The organism is Pseudomonas sp. B329 (assembly GCF_023127835.1).
Taxonomy (GTDB): domain Bacteria; phylum Pseudomonadota; class Gammaproteobacteria; order Pseudomonadales; family Pseudomonadaceae; genus Aquipseudomonas; species Aquipseudomonas synxantha_A.
Map to the genome: position 1 here is coordinate 10,343 of NZ_SPKP01000045.1, position 16,500 is coordinate 26,842.

Annotated in this window: 20 protein-coding genes; 5 read left to right on the forward strand and 15 right to left on the reverse strand. The window is 56.5% G+C overall.

Translation table 11 applies throughout. From position 1 onward, the window contains the following. Nucleotides 1–172: 172 nt before the first annotated feature. The gene (locus E4P00_RS20665) at nt 173–538 is read left to right on the forward strand and encodes a DUF3742 family protein (protein ID WP_005787005.1); all 366 of its coding nucleotides are present in this window, start codon (nt 173–175) and stop codon (nt 536–538) included. A gap of 9 nt (nt 539–547) precedes the next feature. Here E4P00_RS20665 and E4P00_RS20670 read toward each other — a convergent pair whose 3' ends face one another. The 5 genes from E4P00_RS20670 to E4P00_RS20690 all read right to left on the reverse strand — a co-directional run bounded on the left by E4P00_RS20670 (nt 548) and on the right by E4P00_RS20690 (nt 5,139). Then, the gene (locus E4P00_RS20670; protein WP_248132805.1) at nt 548–2,104 is read right to left on the reverse strand and encodes a conjugal transfer protein TraG N-terminal domain-containing protein; all 1,557 of its coding nucleotides are present in this window, start codon (nt 2,102–2,104) and stop codon (nt 548–550) included. A gap of 10 nt (nt 2,105–2,114) precedes the next feature. Beyond that, nucleotides 2,115–2,423: a hypothetical protein gene (locus E4P00_RS20675; protein ID WP_248132807.1), complete on the reverse strand. Its 309-nt coding sequence runs from the start codon at nt 2,421–2,423 to the stop codon at nt 2,115–2,117. Nucleotides 2,424–2,426: 3 nt separating this feature from the next. Beyond that, complete coding sequence (locus E4P00_RS20680) at nt 2,427–3,809, reverse strand: integrating conjugative element protein (RefSeq protein ID WP_248132809.1); 1,383 nt, start codon at nt 3,807–3,809, stop codon at nt 2,427–2,429. After that, nucleotides 3,806–4,762 (reverse strand): TIGR03756 family integrating conjugative element protein, encoded by a 957-nt coding sequence (locus E4P00_RS20685; RefSeq protein ID WP_248132811.1) that lies wholly within the window; start codon nt 4,760–4,762, stop codon nt 3,806–3,808. The genes E4P00_RS20680 and E4P00_RS20685 overlap by 4 nt, the downstream gene beginning before the upstream one ends. Before the next feature lie 119 nt (nt 4,763–4,881). Continuing rightward, complete coding sequence (locus tag E4P00_RS20690; protein ID WP_248132813.1) at nt 4,882–5,139, reverse strand: helix-turn-helix transcriptional regulator; 258 nt, start codon at nt 5,137–5,139, stop codon at nt 4,882–4,884. Between the two features lie 76 nt (nt 5,140–5,215). Here E4P00_RS20690 and E4P00_RS20695 point away from each other — a divergent pair, with 76 nt between their 5' ends. The 3 genes from E4P00_RS20695 (at nt 5,216) to E4P00_RS20705 (ending at nt 6,734) form a co-directional block, all read left to right on the forward strand. After that, nucleotides 5,216–5,557 (forward strand): LasR-specific antiactivator QslA, encoded by a 342-nt coding sequence (locus E4P00_RS20695; RefSeq protein ID WP_248132815.1) that lies wholly within the window; start codon nt 5,216–5,218, stop codon nt 5,555–5,557. Between the two features lie 185 nt (nt 5,558–5,742). Further along, the gene (locus tag E4P00_RS20700) at nt 5,743–5,991 is read left to right on the forward strand and encodes a hypothetical protein (protein WP_005787017.1); all 249 of its coding nucleotides are present in this window, start codon (nt 5,743–5,745) and stop codon (nt 5,989–5,991) included. Beyond that, nucleotides 5,988–6,734, forward strand: a complete 747-nt coding sequence (locus E4P00_RS20705) for a zeta toxin family protein (RefSeq protein ID WP_248132817.1) — start codon at nt 5,988–5,990, stop codon at nt 6,732–6,734. Before E4P00_RS20700 ends, E4P00_RS20705 begins: the two co-directional genes overlap by 4 nt. A 24-nt stretch (nt 6,735–6,758) precedes the next feature. On the opposite strand, the gene E4P00_RS20710 is transcribed toward E4P00_RS20705, so the two are convergent. The 9 genes from E4P00_RS20710 to E4P00_RS20750 are packed head-to-tail and all read right to left on the reverse strand — an operon-like array spanning nt 6,759 to nt 14,247. After that, on the reverse strand, nt 6,759–9,506 hold the full coding sequence (locus E4P00_RS20710) for a conjugative transfer ATPase (RefSeq protein ID WP_248132819.1): 2,748 nt from the start codon (nt 9,504–9,506) through the stop codon (nt 6,759–6,761). After that, nucleotides 9,506–9,922 (reverse strand): TIGR03751 family conjugal transfer lipoprotein, encoded by a 417-nt coding sequence (locus E4P00_RS20715; RefSeq protein WP_032803419.1) that lies wholly within the window; start codon nt 9,920–9,922, stop codon nt 9,506–9,508. Before E4P00_RS20715 ends, E4P00_RS20710 begins: the two co-directional genes overlap by 1 nt. Beyond that, nucleotides 9,885–11,408, reverse strand: a complete 1,524-nt coding sequence (locus E4P00_RS20720) for a TIGR03752 family integrating conjugative element protein (protein ID WP_248132821.1) — start codon at nt 11,406–11,408, stop codon at nt 9,885–9,887. Before E4P00_RS20720 ends, E4P00_RS20715 begins: the two co-directional genes overlap by 38 nt. Continuing rightward, entirely contained in the window at nt 11,398–12,210 is an 813-nt protein-coding gene (locus E4P00_RS20725) for a TIGR03749 family integrating conjugative element protein (RefSeq protein ID WP_248132823.1), read from the reverse strand. Before E4P00_RS20725 ends, E4P00_RS20720 begins: the two co-directional genes overlap by 11 nt. Next, the gene (locus E4P00_RS20730) at nt 12,207–12,848 is read right to left on the reverse strand and encodes a PFL_4703 family integrating conjugative element protein (protein ID WP_005787028.1); all 642 of its coding nucleotides are present in this window, start codon (nt 12,846–12,848) and stop codon (nt 12,207–12,209) included. The genes E4P00_RS20725 and E4P00_RS20730 overlap by 4 nt, the downstream gene beginning before the upstream one ends. Beyond that, nucleotides 12,845–13,258 (reverse strand): TIGR03750 family conjugal transfer protein, encoded by a 414-nt coding sequence (locus tag E4P00_RS20735; RefSeq protein WP_005787030.1) that lies wholly within the window; start codon nt 13,256–13,258, stop codon nt 12,845–12,847. The genes E4P00_RS20730 and E4P00_RS20735 overlap by 4 nt, the downstream gene beginning before the upstream one ends. A 7-nt stretch (nt 13,259–13,265) precedes the next feature. Continuing rightward, entirely contained in the window at nt 13,266–13,637 is a 372-nt protein-coding gene (locus tag E4P00_RS20740; protein WP_005787032.1) for a TIGR03745 family integrating conjugative element membrane protein, read from the reverse strand. Nucleotides 13,638–13,654: 17 nt separating this feature from the next. Beyond that, nucleotides 13,655–13,894, reverse strand: a complete 240-nt coding sequence (locus E4P00_RS20745) for a TIGR03758 family integrating conjugative element protein (RefSeq protein WP_005787034.1) — start codon at nt 13,892–13,894, stop codon at nt 13,655–13,657. Beyond that, nucleotides 13,891–14,247 (reverse strand): RAQPRD family integrative conjugative element protein, encoded by a 357-nt coding sequence (locus E4P00_RS20750; protein ID WP_348984615.1) that lies wholly within the window; start codon nt 14,245–14,247, stop codon nt 13,891–13,893. Before E4P00_RS20750 ends, E4P00_RS20745 begins: the two co-directional genes overlap by 4 nt. Nucleotides 14,248–14,441: 194 nt before the next feature. Between E4P00_RS20750 and E4P00_RS20755 the strand changes: the two genes are divergently transcribed. Continuing rightward, nucleotides 14,442–15,611, forward strand: a complete 1,170-nt coding sequence (locus E4P00_RS20755) for a hypothetical protein (RefSeq protein WP_248132827.1) — start codon at nt 14,442–14,444, stop codon at nt 15,609–15,611. A gap of 84 nt (nt 15,612–15,695) precedes the next feature. Here the strand turns inward: E4P00_RS20755 and E4P00_RS20760 are convergent, their stop codons facing one another. Next, nucleotides 15,696–16,427: a TIGR03747 family integrating conjugative element membrane protein gene (locus tag E4P00_RS20760; RefSeq protein ID WP_005787040.1), complete on the reverse strand. Its 732-nt coding sequence runs from the start codon at nt 16,425–16,427 to the stop codon at nt 15,696–15,698. Nucleotides 16,428–16,500: the final 73 nt, after the last annotated feature.

Sequence of the window (16,500 nt, forward strand, 5' to 3'; positions counted from 1 at the left end):
TTATATGGATGGGTCAACGGCCATAGAGGCACAGGTGCACGAGCTGCGTCTTCTGTCTTCCAGTGAAGAGTTTTCGCCCGAGCAAGCTGATAAACGGTTAAGCATGGGCGATTTTCAGTAGTAGTCTGTAATCTCGATTTCCACAGGAACACGCTCAGAAGAGGGCGCAACCATGCCGGCTCAGCAGCCACTTCAAATCTCCCGCGCACACCGCTGGGCATATGCATGCGGTATGTTCGCCAAACGTGGTTATCGCAGGTTGAAAGGGTTTGAGTCTCGTGTGGCCAAGCGTGCAGTGACGGCAGGTTTGCCTGCGGGTAATTTACTCGTTCGCGGGATCTTTCTGCTTGCCCAGGTGGCCCTGTTCGGAGCACTTCTTTTTGTTAGCTTTTGGTTGTTTCTGCTGGTGTGCACATTCGTCGCATTAGCAGCTATCCCAGTTCAAGATTCAGACACTCCAGATATTGATGATATCGATGATCCGATTCACAGAGCGTCTTGGCCTGAGCGGTACGATAAATGGGGTTCACTGAAGTAGCCTCCCTGGTTATTTTGAGCCCGATTTACCTGAAACCATTCTTGCTCCGCTCATCAACTGAGAGGTCCCGTTAGAACTCGCTGTCTGCGCAGCCTGGGTTCCCCGGCTGAGCATTCCTTCTACACCCGAACCTACGCTATACCCAGCCCAGCTCATTGCGGCTAGAAAGACCATCGGCAGTACGATGAACATCGCCCCCATCACATACTCTATCACCTGCGCCGTGACGGTTCCGTCCATAAAGCCGGATGTGGGCAGCGACAGCAGCACCTGATTGGACGCCGACACTTGGTTGTACAAGGTATCGAGCATGCTGGAGTCGACCCAGCGGCCTAACTCCCACCAGAAGGTCAGCATGTGCAGCGTGAACAGCGCGAACGTGACCGTCATGACGGTTTTTAGCTGGTAGGCACTGACGAGTAGGATCAGTGGCAGGCTGATGATGACGCCCATGATCAGGAAAGCCTGCACCATCGGCAGGGCAGCGCGTAGTGCATTCATTGCCGGGAAGTTGCTGAACGAGCCAAGGGCCAGCCCAGTGTTGGTGGCCAGGTTATTGAGCCCCTGATTGATCGACCCACCGCGAGCACTGGAGCCATAGTCCTGGTACACCTGTCCGGGCGACATGGACATCGATTGTTGGCGTGGGCTGACCAGTTCGCGCAGGGTGGCATCCTCGATCTCGTTGCTTGAGCGGCCAGTCAACCAGCCTTTCAGCTGGGTCAGCAGCGAAGGATCGACTTGCTCGATCAAGCGCGCTCGCAACCCGATACCGCTATCACTCCACCACTGTTTGCAAGTGGGGTAGCCTGCGCCATTCTCCAGCCGTGGCAATGAAACATCGCGGGTTTCATCATAGGGCCAGCTGACACGCGGTGTCCGTGAGCGATCGGTGTCGTAGTAGCCCGGAGTGTCGAGAAAATAGCTTGAGCCGACCCAGGACGCATCATGACTTTGTGCCTTGTCCAACTGCGGGCGATTGGTGAACAGCCGAGAGCGGGAATAGCCGTAGCAGTCGCGAGTAAAATCGGCGACTTCCTGTAGCAACACTTGGTTATCAATGCGAGAACTGTCGATCTCCATGCGCATCTGTCGGATGTCCGGTGCGCAGGGAATGGAGGCGGTGGCCGCTGCGGTCACTCCTTTACTCAAGGCGTGCACCAGAAACCACCAGATTGGCACATTGGCAGAGCGTTCTCCGATGGTGTTGAAAGTGGTACCCCAGGCGGTTTCCGCTGGCTTGGCCACGCTGACACCGCAGCGTTGGCTCGCTGCATCGTCGAACGCCATTGAAGCGAGGTTTAGCGGAAAGACCGGCGCGCAGCCGAACAATAAGACAATGTAGGCCAGCCAAAGCCGGTTCTCGATTCGAGGTACCGAGAGCAATCCTTTGTTTCCTTCATCCGCGCCTTGCTGACGGGCCGACAACCATTCTTGCAAGATGATTGCACCAAAGGGGGCGGCGAACAGGCCAGTATCGGACAGGACGTTCCAGATACCGTTGTTGATGATCCATGCCAGCAGGGAGAGGTAAAACTCCAGGTAGCTGTTGGTGCTCATGAGCATGGTGGTGACCTCACAATCGAGTGAGCTCGACGCAGGTAAAGAGCAAGAGCCCGAATGTCCCGGCGCGTTTCACGCGCAGTCGGTCCTGTGGTCGATGTCGGTAGCGCCTCAGCAGGTCGCACCAGAGTGCAAAGAGGACGCCGTAGAGCAGGGCGCGCCACAACCGCAGATAAGGCCGTATCGATTCCAAGGCTTGCTGCCAGACCTCGAAACTGCCCAGCGCAGTGCGGCCGATCCAGGCGATCAGTGCGGCGGTCAGGATCATCACTGCTGCAACCCAGAGACTTGAAAGCAAAGTGAATAGCAGTGAGCGTTTCATGGCTCACTTGCGCCTGGCGTCAGCGTCGTTGAGTCGGCCAGGTTCAGGGTCGCCTTGCTCGACGGTACGCGACGCATCAGCACCTCCGGCATGTCGATCGAGTGCAAGGCTGGCGGTATTGGTAGCCAACATTTGTCGGACCTGCAGCTCAGTCTGCAGTAGGCGTATTTCACGCTCCAGCGTGTCGAGGTTTTTCGTCAAGGCCGTTTGGGCCGGTTCGGCGGAAGCGATGTTAGGTTCGTGGCTGCCTGCCAGCAGCGTGCGTAATAGCAAGAGCGCTTTGTCGAGTACGCTGGACAGGGCCGTCTCACTGGCCAGGCGCCGCGCCAGGAGTTCCTGATCAGGATCGTCGCGCAGGGCTTCGATCACACCACGGGTCACCGGCAGCATCGGGCTGGAGGCTTTGCCCAGATTGTCAGGGTTCGGCGGCAGAGATCCGGACAGCAATCCTTGCAGGGTCTTGAGATGGTCACCGTAGGCCTCCTGGATCAGCGGCGTCAGTCCGTTGCCAGCGGTAGCCCGCAGAGTCTCGCAGGTGTCGCAGGTTGCGACTTCGGTCTCGCCCAACACTCGAACAGCCCATTCGGATTCCTCTTGGGGTGAGGTCCATGCCTGGCAAATAGCGCCGCCCAGGCAATCACTGCTACTGATCGAGGCGCTGTCATCCACGGACCGGTTATGCAGCAGGTTGTAGCCCGCGCGCACCACATCGGAGGTTGCCCGGATGGGTGTTTGTCCGCTACCTCCAGCCTTCTGCCCGCCGACCCATGACACCCCATTGTTGCCGTTACGGGCCTCGGTGTTTTTCACCGCGGCCACCGCATCACCGCCGGTTTGTTCGAGGTTGCCCTGCATTTCCTGGTTCTTGGCCAATGCGCCCCAGCCGGCTTGACCGACCTTGTCCGCCATCTTCTCAGCCATGGCCTGGCAGGTCAGCTTAGAACGGTCGAAGTCGATACGCCCCTGCATCACTCCGTTGCTCAACAACTCATAGAGACCCGGGTTGGCACGCTGGATGATCAACGCCGGCAGCGACATCACTGCTTGGGTCGCGTTCTGCACAATGCTGCCCATGATCTGCTGGAACCCTTCGGTGACGCCGTTCAACTGGTTTTGCAGGGTGTTGGTGAGGCTCATGTTTCCGCACATCATGTTCGCTTGCCAGGATCCGCCGACACCGAGCCCGTTGGGGCGATAGAGCGAGCTCGGCGAGCCCGCTGCCGAGCCGCCACCGATGGTGTACATCACCCGGTCGTCGAGCACTTCGCCTTGAATGCCTAGACGGTAATCGTCCTCGGCGGCGTGGGCGTGCGTGGCCACGGCGAGCAGTCCGCAGAGCAACAAACTCATCGGGCCCAACCATGGTCCTGCAAGAAGCCGCCTCATGAAGCACCACCTTCGAAGTCGATGCTGAACAGGAAGGTCTGTCCCTCACGCTTGCAGCAGCTATAAGGACGCCACAGCGACCAGGCGTAGCCTCCATCCGCGCTCTGCACCGGATCGCTGGGGAAGATGGCACATGTGGGTTGAACCACGGGAGAGAGCAATTGCCATTTGTGGGTCGAAGCGTCGTTTTCAACGATTGGGCCAGGCGGCCAATAACCATCGCGTGGTACGGATGTGAGCGGGACATACACGTGCGGTTGCCAGTTGCGGGTAATGACGTCACCCGCTCGCTGCGCCATCACCGCAGCGGCTTTGAAGTCGTCGGGTTGCACCAAAAATCCTTGCCGGGGATAGACGTTGCCCCACATGTTGCTCGCGAGCTGACGACCGATTTCACGGATCCCGGGCACAAGCGACTCGGGGTAAAGGCTTTCTGGGATGCCATGACGCCAGGCCAGTGAGTCCAAAGTGCTCAGGTAATAGGGCATGAACGCAGTGGCGCCGCTGGCGCAGGCGTAGCCGGATTGCGAGGCCAGTTGCGTGGCGGCCCAGCCACCTGGATGACCGATGGCATCAACGTTTTTGAAACGAGGCAGATTATCGCGCTGGGTGTTCGGCGTGATCAGGTTACCGCCTCCTTCCGCACCACTGATAGGAAAGGATAGGGTGGCCGTCTCGGTCCAAGGATTGGCACCGGTGGTGGCATAGCTCGAGACCACCAGCTCAGGAATGAAGTGACGAACCTTGGTTGAGGTTTTAACCGTGCAGCCGAAGGGGGTGCAGAGCAACCAAAAGCAGATGCCGACGACTCTGTACTCGAGGCAGTCTGGAGAAAGTACGGAGGCGGTAATGTTGCCGGTATCCAGCGCTACGCTTGACCCGGATGCCAGCAGAATGCTCAGCACCAAAGGATGCAACTTCTGGGGCGAAATGTGCGGGCAGGCAGCAGACATGATCTAGGCTCTGAGTGTATGGCCTAGACAGGTTCAATAATCGAGAGAGGGGTGTCAGTGAGAAAACCGAACGTAGGATCGTCGGTTTACAACGATTTTCTAGATCAGCAGAGGATCATTCAGCGTTCAGCGTTCAGCGTACGAGCAAGCGCGTCAGACTCGATGAGCAACTGATCCGTCTTGATCTCGAAAATGTTGGCGAGTTTGCAGAGGACCAGTAACGACGGGTTGCCTACCCCTCGTTCGATTTGACTCACGTAGGTACGATCCACCTCGGCCATGAGCGCCAGTTGCTCTTGGGTAAGGTTCTTCACACGTCGCATCGAGCGGATATTTTCCGCCAGTTGCAGACGGAGCTGTTCGTAGTCTTGAGTCATGCGCGCAAACTGCGCCTTGAGGGACTCTCAATCCACGGGATATAGTCTACATGGCTCTAATTCGGGCGCTTTTTTGATGCTTAAGCGAAGTGCCAGTTTTGTTTCTATGCTGCTTGGGACAGACCCAGCATTAATAATTAAATCGAAAGCTAAGGTGTCTATGGACGAAAATTACGTTTCAATTCCGGCTGCGGACGGCTGCCCGAGTCTTTTGACGCCGTGGGGCAGTGAATACGCGCCCATGATCGATCGTGGCGTGCAATGCGCCCAGGCCTGGCTCAATACACCTGGTGACGTACCGCTGTGGTGGGAATTGGCGCAGGCACGTAAGGCTTTTCCGGCAGGAGACTCTCAGGATGCTTTTGAAGCAGGGTTTTTATTGAGAATTCAACAACGGCTTCAAGGCGTTTCCCCTTAGTCGTGCGGCTCCAACCCTGACGATATGGCTTGTAGACGAAACTTTACTGGAAGGTATGGTTCCAGACACCATTCCTCTAGAATGGAGGTCTGACGGAAGTAGCGTTGTGCTGTTACAAACAGACTACGTAGCTAGGATTCTGGTAAGTGCAGATATCTGCACGCTCTGAGAACGTGGAGCTCGATATGAAAGCCGAACAAGTGTTGAGTGATGATCTGGTGAGCCGACTGGAGGGTAAAATTCCAGCCATGGCTGAAGGTGCGATCAATACGGCCTATATCAACGCGCTGGCGGCCGGACGCAGCGTGATGGAAGTCATGGACGGCATGCTCGTTGAGACGACTGCTGATGGTAAGCACAAGGTTATTCGAGTGGCCAAGCCCAAGCATAAAGTGACCGTGGGCGGCATTATCAAGGTGCGTCGCTGCTCATGACAGTTCCTCGGCTGAGGATGTTTGCCGGTCCTAACGGTTCCGGCAAAAGCACGATGAAGAGTGCCGTCCCTTCCCACCTGATCGGCATCTATATCAACCCGGATGAAATCGAAAAGGCTGCCAAAGAGGGCGGGCGTCTGGAATTCAGCGATTTTCAGCTGGAAACCGAAGGTGATGAGGTTCTCGGTTTTATCAAGGCGCATCGCCTGATCCGGTCGGCCCAGCTTGGTGAAGAGGCGGCCAAAATAGACTTCAGCAGCAACGGCCTGAATTTTCAGGCCGTGGCAATGAATTCCTATTTTGCTTCCGTGCTCTCTGATTTCATCCGGCACAAGCTCCTCGAAGCCCAATTGTCGTTCACCTTCGAAACGGTGATGTCTAGCGAGGACAAAATCGCTTTTATGCTCAAGGCAAGAGCGTCGGGATATCGCACCTACCTATATTTTGTCGCAACTGAAGACCCGGATATCAATATCAATAGGGTCAAGAACCGTGTTGCAGCTGGTGGGCATCCAGTGCCGACCGAAAAAATTGTCCAGCGCTACGGTCGCTGTCTGTACCTGTTACCAGCGGCCATTGCAGCCTCTAACCGGGCCTACATCTTTGATAACTCGGGCGCGGACCTGGTGCTGCTTGCTGAAGTAACGGACGGGATTGACCTTGAATTCAGGGCTGATGAGATCCCTGACTGGTTCATGCAAGCCTACGTGGAGAAGGTGTTCAAGGATTTGCTGCCGGGTTGATCGAAACCTAGGATCAGCTCCGTTTCACTTAATTCCTCGCGTCCTATCGATCCGTTCAGCTACCCGGTAAGCCGCCTCCAATTCCGAGCAGCCGGTGCTCTGCATCAGTGTCCAGCGTTCGGCTTTTTCCTCGGGCTCCGTCATGGCCAGGGCGAGATAAAGACTGGGCGGCACGGCCCGAAACAGCGTTTCGAGCTTCTTCGACAGAACAACCCCTTCGGTGAATTTACCCGGTTCCTTGCTGGCGGAGAGCAACAAGGCTTTTTGCGCCGGTGAAAGCTTCTTGAACCGCGCGATGTCTTCAATCTCCGCTGGCGGCATGTTCAAACAGATCCACCATTCGATCATGTTGAGCATCGTCTGTGCAGCCGTGGGAAAGTCGGCAAGATTTTGTGTGGCCAGCCAGAACCAGGCGCCGAGCTTGCGCCACATCTTCGTGCCCTTGACCACGAACGGTGCCAGCAACGGGTTCTTGGTGATGATATGGCCTTCGTCGGTGACCATGATGATCGGTCGGCCCAGGTACTGATCGCGCTCGGCGAGATTGTTCACGGTGTTCATCAGGCTGATGTAGCTAATGGACATCTGGGCTTCGTAACCTTCACGAGCATAGGTGGCCAGGTCGACGATGGTCACATCGCTCTCGGGCCAAGGCGTGCCCTCGCGATTGAACAGTTCACCCTCGAAACCCTGACAGAACAGGTCGATGGACTCGCCCATTTCCTGGGCACGCTCGCGACGTTTTTCTGGTAAGTGCGGGTCGGCGGCGACTCGCAGCAACGCGTCGCGCACGTCGCGGGTCAGCACCTGGCGGTTCGCTGCGACACAGGTCTGCGCCGCATCTAGAATGCACTCGCGAATCAGGCTGCGATCAGCTCGACTCAGGCGCGCTTCTTCCTTGGCCTCGCCGCCGGTAATCATCAGGCGAGCGGTGATTTCCAATTCGCCGAGCACATCGCGCTGGTCTTCGCGACTGGCTACCGCCTCATCGTCCAGCTCATCGATCGAAAGACTAGCCACCTCATCCGGCTGCTCGACCAGGCGCCAGGCATCGGCGAATGGGGCGAGACTGACCGAGGCGTCAGGTTTCAATTGGACTTTATTGACCGACAGGCCCTGCGTTGCGAAGTAGTCGCCCTGCAAGCCGAATGAGTTACCGGCCTCAACAATAAACAGGCGAGGGCGGTACACCGCCATGACCTGCATCAGCAGGGTGACCAGGGTGGCCGACTTACCGGCGCCGGTCGGCCCGAACAAAAGCAGATGGCCGTTCATGGCCCGGTCTAGGCGTGACAACGGATCAAAGGTCAACGGTGAGCCACCACGATTGAATAGAGTGATGCCGGGGTTGCCGGTGCCGGTGCTGCGTCCCCACACCGGAACCAGGTTCGCCAGGTGCTGGGCGAACATCAGCCGCGTGTACCAGTTGCGCGTGTCGCGGGCCGGGTTGTAAACCATCGGCAACCAACGCAGGTAGCTGTTGCAGGCGGCGACCTCATCGCCTTCACGTACCGGTTGCAGCCCCGCGACCAATAGCGCATTGGCAAGGCTGACCGAGCGCTGGTGCAATTGCTGTTCATCGTGACCGCGCACATAGAACGCCAGGGTGCCGCGGTACAGCTTGTGCTGGCGACCGATGATCGCGCGAGCCTCTCCGACATCCTGACGGGTCTGGGTCGAGGCCAGGTTTTCACCGATGGCTTTGCGCGCCAATCGGTTTAACTGGTCTTCGAGCACATCCTGCGGCTTGACCACCAAGGTCAGACTCATCACCGTGCCTTCGGGTAACTGGTCGAATAGGGCATTGGTTGCATCACCCTTACGGGTTTCTCCGGTGAGTTGACCAATCGACGGTGCCCGTCGCAGTTTGTCCACCACCATGACCCGATGGGGTTGCCCATCGAAGTACCAGAGTCCCCGTTGCACATCCGAACACGGTTCGTTGAAGAACAACCGTTCGGCGAAGTCGTGATCGAAGGGTAATTCCAGCGACTCGCCATCAGCAGGCTCCGGATAGGCAACACGTTGGTAAAAGCCCTCGGGCGTTTCATCCGTGAGCCTGGGCGCCGGATTGAACCAGGGCAATAACCAGGCATACAAACCGCGGCCATCAACGCGTGCCGATTGCACGCCGCACGCCTGCAACGAAGCCGCAATACGTTCGCAAGCCTGCTGCAGGGATTGCACAGGGCTGAGTCCCGTCTCGTCGGCGCCAGACTCAAGCCAGCGATAGACCACCAGGCGCACCCGGCGGTTATTGCCACGCCAGCGTAGGCGTGCCACCACCTTATCCTCGAACAGCCCGGCGGGCTTGGCGATGACCTGCAGATGACGGCGGGTGAGTTCCAAGTATGCCTCGGTGAAGATCGTGCCTCGGGCGCTGTCCTGAATATAATCGGTGAGACGCGTCAGGTAGGGGGTGAAGTCGTTGTCGTCCTGGCAGAAAAACTGCGCCACCCACGGCGCTTGATCCAGTTCGTCAAAGCTATCCTGCAGGGCGCCTTCGAGGGCATTGCGGGCGGCTATCAGCCAATCGGGTTCGCGCCCTTCAGTGCCGATGGGTAGCAACTCGAACACCGCGCCCACCGAACGATTGTCATCCAGCAGAAAACACTGCTCGTTGACGAGGTATTCGACCCAAGGCAGGTGATCGGTGAAGCTGGGGTTGTGTGCATAGAGTGCGGCGTCATCGGCCAACGTGGCGCGAGGACGTAATGGGTTGCGCCAGGCTTTCCACGCGCCAGTGCGGTGACCCGAATCGCCGCTACGCATTACAAGTCTTCCTGACGTTCACCCGGCAATGCGTATTGCACCCGTTGGTAGAGCGGGAAGACGGTCGAGTAACCTGGGATCGGTGCCTGCTCGGTACCACTCAGGTGCGGATACACGTACAGCACCAGATCGGGATTGGGCAGGCGAGGGAACAGGTTGCGGATCTCGTTCGCCGCAGTGCGCGTGTACGGTTCCTGGAGAGAATCGGAGAAATCCACCTGAGCCAACGGACGACGTAACTGCTGCCGAGCATCCAACAGTTGCTGCTGAGTGCCTTGCGACCCGGCACCGTTCCAGATGTCCAGCATGGTTTGCTCGCCATGGGGCAGCAGAGTCTCCTTGTCAGTGGAACACCCTGTCAGGACCAAGGAAAACACGCTAATCCAGGTCATGCAGAGAAACGTGGACTTTTTCATGGCGAACACTCCGGCCCTTAGGCTCGTAGTCGATGGTGATCTCCTGGTCGAGGTGTAGCGCGACTTGGGCGGACGGTGGCACGTACACGGCAGCAAAGGTCTCGCCATAGAGTTTGTTGATCCACTCACGGATGTCGCTGACCCCACCACTTAGAATTGAATTCAGCGCGCTATTGCCGCTGCTGCTGGTGACCCCGAGCGTACTGCCGCCCGAACTGATCACGCTGCTGTTGTTCTGCTCATCCCCGAGCAAGGCGGCGACACCGGCGCCGGCGGCAGTGATCAAACTCTGGCTGCCGAGGTACTGTTGAGCGTTTGAGCGGCGCTCGCCAGCAATGCAAGGAATGCCATACGGATCGGACAGATAACCGAGCCCGCCACGGATCTTGTCGGTGTTCGAGCTCTGGGCGGTGGAGGCATTGCGGCTGGCGACTGCCTTCGGCTGAGGGACCGTGCGAATACTGCCGTCGGTAAACACAAAGGTAATTGACTCGACCTGTCCGCGTACGCACGACAGGGTCCAGTCGCCGGAGGCTGTACCACTCATCACGGCCCCTGCGACGTCCGGCAGGTCGATGCCGTTGGCTGTCAGGTTCTCCGGACCGACCAGCACCTTAAAGGGGTAGGGATCATTCACTGTACCGTCCACCGGGACTCGGCCGATCAGTGCAGTCATGGCGACCGAGCCCATCAATGTCGCGTTTTCGGGAATGGTGTAGACCGGTTTCGCGCCTTCGGCACGATCGACGGGTCGCGGCAGGTCGCGCTTATTGTTGGTGACTGCACCTAGCGGCTTCTGGCTGCGATCAATAACGTTGTCTTTCAAATCTTCCAATGAGTCGAAGGCGGTAGGCAGACTTAGTGCGGAGGAGGTCTTGGTCTTGGTTTTGTCTCGGGTGCCGGTGGACGGTGCATCCGAGGGCTCAATCCACTGCAGCGCATCATCGGCAGAATGCTGCCCTTCGAACTGAACACCGTCGCCTGGCTCAAGCCCCAATCCGATCGGCATCTCTTTGCTTTTGCCGGTTAGCCCCGACAACTGTTCTTGCAATTGCGTCAGCAGCCCACGGGCTTGGCGACTGTCTTGTTCCGCTTTAAGTCGAGCCTCGTTGGCTTGTCGGCGGCCTTCGTCGACCTGCTGGGTCACGCTGCCAAGCGCGGTCTGGATGCGCGAATCAACGCTGTTTTCCCGCTCGCGCAGGCGGTTGTTCTCCGTCTGCAGCGAATCGTTATGTTTCTTCAAGCCGAGCATGTCGCTGCGCATGGCCTTCACCTGGCCGACGAGGGTGGCAATCGTATCGCGTGGGGTATCGCCAGCAATGCCGAGCGACTTGGCTTGCTCGGCGGATAACTGAAGATTGCCTTGATCAATCGGCTTCTCAGGAGAAGAACTGCTGCCATCTGCGACCCAGGTTTTCAGGATGATAACCACCACGGCCAGCAGCGCTGCCGGTACCAACCATTTGAGCAAGGCATTAGCTTTCATCGTCAGCACCTCGCGCAACGGGCGGCAACAGCACGGCTTGCTCAAGGCCGGCACCGCGGGTGACAAGGTAGACGATCGTGGTGTCTTCAGCGCTGCCAACAGGTCCAAGGAAAACATGCTGGAATGTCACGGCGAACAGCTTGGCCTGAAGCCGACGCGGGTCGAGTTGCACAGTCTCTGAACTACGATTGCGCAATTTCACCGCCGTTACCCAGTAGTCACCGAGTCGCCAGGCGGCGATGGGTGTGCTGGACACGTTTTCTGTCGGCAGCAGGGGCGGCAGTTCAGCGCCCAACTTGAACGGGACGCGCCGTATGCCGGGCAGAGGCTCAACGGTGCGTAGAGGTGCGTACAGGCTTTGCGCGGCGTAGCGCGTCAAAGCGACCGGGATCGGCGTACGTTCTGGAACAGGGGCGGTGCTGGATTCAGTCTCAGTAGCCTGCACCGGAGCATTCTTGATAATACGCACGGGTTCCAGCGGTTGGTCGCCAGGCGTGGCTGCAATGTCCAATAGGATGATCTCGCCCGTCGCGACCGATTGCAGTTGTAATCGGGTAGGTGCAATGGCTTCTGACGCGCGCAGGTACAGCGTGCCGCCGGTAGATTGCACGCGCAGCTTGCCGGTCAGAGTTGAGGGCACACCGACTCGAACATCCTCGTCGACAAAGACCACCCGCTCTTGATTGATCACCAGTGGGACCGCGAGGGGGAGTCGTTCCCAGTGCATCAGTTCGACAGCCTGTGCCGCAGCTCCCCCTAGCAACAGTGCGACGGTGAGTCCCAGGGTAGGCATCCGCTTCATGGCTCACCTCCAGGCAGGGAGATTTTTTGTGGAGTGCCCTGATAACAATCCAGCGCCAGTCCCCACTTGTTGCGCTCGGGATCCAGGTCGAAACGCACCACGCGTAATGGATATCGCACCACCACCCGTTTTACCGGTTCGGCGGCGTAATACTCATCGGCGTTGAGGTCGAGCTTGACCAGCCAGCTATCGCGATCGAGTTGCTTGACTCTGAGTTCGGGATCTTCGCTGTAGCCTCGGCCCAGTATTTCGTAGACGCCACGTACCCTTTGGCGCAGCTCGCCGGCGGCCTTGCGGTACTCGTAGTCGCCCTCGAGGAAGGCCTTGCAGCCGGGTGTCAGGTAGGACTGCAAGCTGTAGATAGCGCGGCGGTAATCCTGTTCGCCATCCGAAGGCCAGCGGTTAAGTTGACCGAAGATGTATAGGGCGAAGGCATAGACATTTTCTGATGGGATGTCCCACCACTTGCGCGTGCTGCCCGAGCGCAGATCCGGGGGGACATGCACTGTCAGATCGGTCGGTGCCGAACGCCAGCCATACCAGAGTCCGACACAGAGCAGAGCAAGGATCATTACTGCCAGACGTAAACTGAAGATATGGGCCTGTTGGGCATCCACCTTGTTCCGAAATCGGCTCATGACTGCCACCGGGACAGGGCTGGGCGCGGTCGACGCGAACGGCGAACCGTCCAGGCGCCGGAGTGAAGGATTAAACTCCCGCGACCCAGGCGCGAACGACTGGCCAGTATCCATTCGAGCTTGCGGTACAACCAGGTCTCTGGCCGGGCCCGTTTGGCTCGACGCAGTAGCGTGCCACCGACAAATAACACCACCGCCATGCCCCCGATCATGCTGGTGGGCGCCACGGCAATGGACGCGGTGGCGATCGCCAGAGGAACGCCCAGCATCAGGCCAACGACGGCGCCAGTACCGAGTGCTACCCACATCTCATCATTGGTCAAGCCGCGCAATACGGCCGGATCACGATTGAGTCGCTCAGGCAGAAAGACCAAGGTGCCGTCGGCAAGGCGTTCGATAGTGTCGTTCATGTCAATCTCACAGAATCGCGGCAGCCTTGGTCAGGAACCAGATAATAATCACCACCAGCAGGGCACCGATGCCGACCACTGCCCCCAAATCCTTCCAGGTCTTACGCTGGTTTTGCACGTCGGCGTATACGGTCAACGAATGCCATGCCACACCAAGAAACGCGAGCAGGGCGATTAGCAGACCGAGCAGGATGCCGCCGTCGTAGGCGTAGTTTTTGATCGTCTCGATCAGCCCGGAACCTTCTCCACGTGACGGAGCCTCCATGGTCGGGAGTTCGGCAAAAGCCAGGCTTGGACCAAGTACTAGCAGCAGACCGATCAAGCGCTGGCTTGCACCATCACGGAGATTGTTTTTTAGGGGGGCAAGGCACTTGAGCATGGCGACGATCTCCTGGATTAGGACAGGGTGAAGAACATCAGTACGAGCAGGGCGAGCAAGACGCGCGCGGCGCTGCCGCCAAAGGCTCCAAAGCGCAAACTGCCGGCGGCCCAACCCCGGTAAGCCGTCCACATCACCCAGGCACACCACAGCAAAGCCAGGACGAGAACCAAGGACAGCCAGAGCGTCGAACTGCTTTGCGGTGAGAAGCCGGAGGCGTTTTGGAACGCAGCGGTTTGAGCGTCAGTCATGCTCATGGCAAAGGCTCCGCTGGCGGAGTGTCGAGGCGGTAATCGCCGACCAGTTCACTGGCATCACGGGGTTGAGCGCGAGAGGGGGATAGATAACTCTCTACACCCCGTCGAATTCGCTGGGTGTCTTGGATAAACTGGTGATAGTCGAACCGATAACGCTCTTGTGCATCGGGTGTAGTTGTTAAACTCGCGCGATTCGCAAGACGCTCAATAATTTCAAATTGATTTTTGATTTGGGCCATCGCAATTTGTTCATGGCTGGGGGCCGCGCTGACACAACTAGACGATACGAATAATATGGAAATCAGAGGGCGAGGAATGTGGATTGTAGGCATGGCGATTGGCTCTGGATTCATACATGCAGGATTGTAAAAATGACCAGCTAAAGCCGCAGGTAAACTGAGACGGAGGCAATCGCTTTTAATGGCGATTGACCTTGTCGAGTATTTTGGTTTGGTATGGCCTACATCCGCTTTGACGGGAAAGACGAACTGGTGGGGCTACCCTTTCAGTTTTAAACGTGAGCCTGGCTTTTTTGGGGAGTGGCTTGATGCAGTGGCTTTATGTATTTATAAAACCGTATTATTGGGTGTCTTTCATCGCCTCTTACGGTGTGGCGCAGAATCTTGAAGGGATAGGGTGGTTTGGTTATTTTAATAATATATATGAGCCGGGTATACCATACCCGTTGTTGAATCTCAGTCCCGTCGCTGGTGTGAAAGCAATCTCTTTGTTGTTTTTCATGTCTTTTGTTTTTATGAGTTTGATGTTTGTTAGGGGAGCATTCGTCCTGGGGCGTAGGCCTGGTCTGGCGAGCCTATTAGTCGTATTTTTACCTGGGGTTTTATCCTTAATCGGGTTTTCTCCGAGTTGGTGGTTGCTCATACCTGAAGAATTTCATTTGGGGGCAGGATACATAGGCGGTTTCTGGAGCAGTGGAATAAATTTTCTGATCGCCTTCGGTTTTGGGTGGTCGGCTGTATTGATGCTGGCTAATTGCTTTAAAAGTCCAAAGTTCAAACACGGGTATGACCATTTGTGGTGCATGTTAAGTCTCGTGGGGTGCATGTATTTGGTTGTTGACTCTCAAGCGAAGTCTGATCGGGAGCAAATGTTGGAAACGAATAAACTACTAGGGGATTACTTGCAGTTTTATAAAGGGCGTTATCAGAATTTGAAAGAGTACTGTCTGGTTGATGCCTCGTTTGCCAAGGACGAAAAGGCGCTCTGTAAAGCCGCCGCAAAGGTATTTTCAATACTCTCATTTAACATTGTAGGGAATGAGCCTGAGTTAAGACGATATGGGGACTCCTGGTTGCAATCGTTACCAGAATCCAGTGATATCGCTAGAATAAATACATATTTTTGCTCTCGTGCTGATTTAAATGGAGCGTGTCGTGAAACGCCTTCGCATTTAATGGTAAATAGTCAGGAGTTTGGGCGTAAGGATTACATTCCGCTACCTGATCACAGGGAGCGTGTAGGTAAGTTGTATGACAGGCTGGGGAGGCTGGTTGATAAAGTTAAATTGGCGCATGAACATGAAAATTTGAAATATTTTCTCTTTTGTATTATTTCTTTTCTTGCGGGAGGTAAGGCAGCAACTGCGTCGCTATCATTAATTGGGGAGGGTAACATGAAATCCCGCTCTTGGCTGTTAGGTGTAGCGAGATTGATGTATTTTAATTTGTGGTTTTTTTTAAGATTAAGGGGTAGATGAAAGGTGGTATTAGACCAGGTTTGCCGCCTCTTTAGCTAAAAGTGATGTGAGCTTTTCGCTTGAGTAGTAGTGGTGCTTATTGTTTTAAATGTATTTTTTAAATGTTGTTGCTGTAATAGCCATGACCGCGCCAAGCAATACGGCGCAAGGTATAAAAACGGCCATTGGATTGAGCGTGATGGGGAGGGATAGGTAAATGATCCAGGGCACGACCAGTAGCGGCATAACTGCCCGCTTAGCCCTGTGATAGACAAAGCTGCTTTCCCGCCCAGCCCCAAATTTGCGTAGGTCGCGGCGCATTAATCCATCGACAAAACCGGTGAGCGTGGCGAGCAGAAACAAGGGGGTAGCCAGGACCAGAATGAACAGGCGCACCACGAAGGTAAATGTTACATACACCGACGCCAGCACGAAATCCTCAATGCTCACGTAGAGCTGATTGGTCCAGCCCCAGAAGCTGTTACTCTGGCTCGACGCGCGCGCCTGCTGGGCAAAATCCACAAAACCAGTCTTGACCAACAACCACCGATTGAGGAAATCCAGCCACTGGAGAATCATTGGCCCAGGCTGTTGGATGAGAAGTGAAGATTTGAAGCTCTCGCTGAGCCAACCTAACTCACTGGTTAGCATGGCCTGACTATGCCGCCAGCCCTGATCACCCCAGAACAGCAGCAGACCAGCAAACTCAATCAGAATCGAGAGCAGCAACGAGGCAATCAGCAAACCGACGATGCGCAGGACTAGGCTGATCGCCGAGATGATCAATCCCGGATGCTGAATCGGTTGAGGCGGCGTGTTCTGGGTGGAAGTCGCCATTGTTCACTCCATTGCGCGTTGCAGAGTTGATGTCGTCACGATCCTTCTGGATTTTCTGATGAGTCAAAACCTG

Bases quoted from the DNA above. Each gene is read 5' to 3' on its own strand.
- E4P00_RS20665 (WP_005787005.1), top strand. From the start codon at position 173: ATGCCGGCTCAGCAGCCACTTCAAATCTCCCGCGCACACCGCTGGGCA.
- E4P00_RS20710 (WP_248132819.1), bottom strand. From the start codon at position 9,506: ATGCGTAGCGGCGATTCGGGTCACCGCACTGGCGCGTGGAAAGCCTGG.
- E4P00_RS20680 (WP_248132809.1), bottom strand. From the start codon at position 3,809: ATGAGGCGGCTTCTTGCAGGACCATGGTTGGGCCCGATGAGTTTGTTG.
- E4P00_RS20705 (WP_248132817.1), top strand. From the start codon at position 5,988: ATGACAGTTCCTCGGCTGAGGATGTTTGCCGGTCCTAACGGTTCCGGC.
- E4P00_RS20745 (WP_005787034.1), bottom strand. From the start codon at position 13,894: ATGAGCATGACTGACGCTCAAACCGCTGCGTTCCAAAACGCCTCCGGC.
- E4P00_RS20735 (WP_005787030.1), bottom strand. From the start codon at position 13,258: ATGAACGACACTATCGAACGCCTTGCCGACGGCACCTTGGTCTTTCTG.
- E4P00_RS20760 (WP_005787040.1), bottom strand. From the start codon at position 16,427: ATGGCGACTTCCACCCAGAACACGCCGCCTCAACCGATTCAGCATCCG.
- E4P00_RS20755 (WP_248132827.1), top strand. From the start codon at position 14,442: ATGCAGTGGCTTTATGTATTTATAAAACCGTATTATTGGGTGTCTTTC.
- E4P00_RS20670 (WP_248132805.1), bottom strand. From the start codon at position 2,104: ATGCTCATGAGCACCAACAGCTACCTGGAGTTTTACCTCTCCCTGCTG.
- E4P00_RS20685 (WP_248132811.1), bottom strand. From the start codon at position 4,762: ATGTCTGCTGCCTGCCCGCACATTTCGCCCCAGAAGTTGCATCCTTTG.
- E4P00_RS20715 (WP_032803419.1), bottom strand. From the start codon at position 9,922: ATGAAAAAGTCCACGTTTCTCTGCATGACCTGGATTAGCGTGTTTTCC.
- E4P00_RS20675 (WP_248132807.1), bottom strand. From the start codon at position 2,423: ATGAAACGCTCACTGCTATTCACTTTGCTTTCAAGTCTCTGGGTTGCA.
- E4P00_RS20740 (WP_005787032.1), bottom strand. From the start codon at position 13,637: ATGCTCAAGTGCCTTGCCCCCCTAAAAAACAATCTCCGTGATGGTGCA.
- E4P00_RS20725 (WP_248132823.1), bottom strand. From the start codon at position 12,210: ATGAAGCGGATGCCTACCCTGGGACTCACCGTCGCACTGTTGCTAGGG.
- E4P00_RS20700 (WP_005787017.1), top strand. From the start codon at position 5,743: ATGAAAGCCGAACAAGTGTTGAGTGATGATCTGGTGAGCCGACTGGAG.
- E4P00_RS20720 (WP_248132821.1), bottom strand. From the start codon at position 11,408: ATGAAAGCTAATGCCTTGCTCAAATGGTTGGTACCGGCAGCGCTGCTG.
- E4P00_RS20690 (WP_248132813.1), bottom strand. From the start codon at position 5,139: ATGACTCAAGACTACGAACAGCTCCGTCTGCAACTGGCGGAAAATATC.
- E4P00_RS20730 (WP_005787028.1), bottom strand. From the start codon at position 12,848: ATGAGCCGATTTCGGAACAAGGTGGATGCCCAACAGGCCCATATCTTC.
- E4P00_RS20750 (WP_348984615.1), bottom strand. From the start codon at position 14,247: ATGAATCCAGAGCCAATCGCCATGCCTACAATCCACATTCCTCGCCCT.
- E4P00_RS20695 (WP_248132815.1), top strand. From the start codon at position 5,216: ATGCTTAAGCGAAGTGCCAGTTTTGTTTCTATGCTGCTTGGGACAGAC.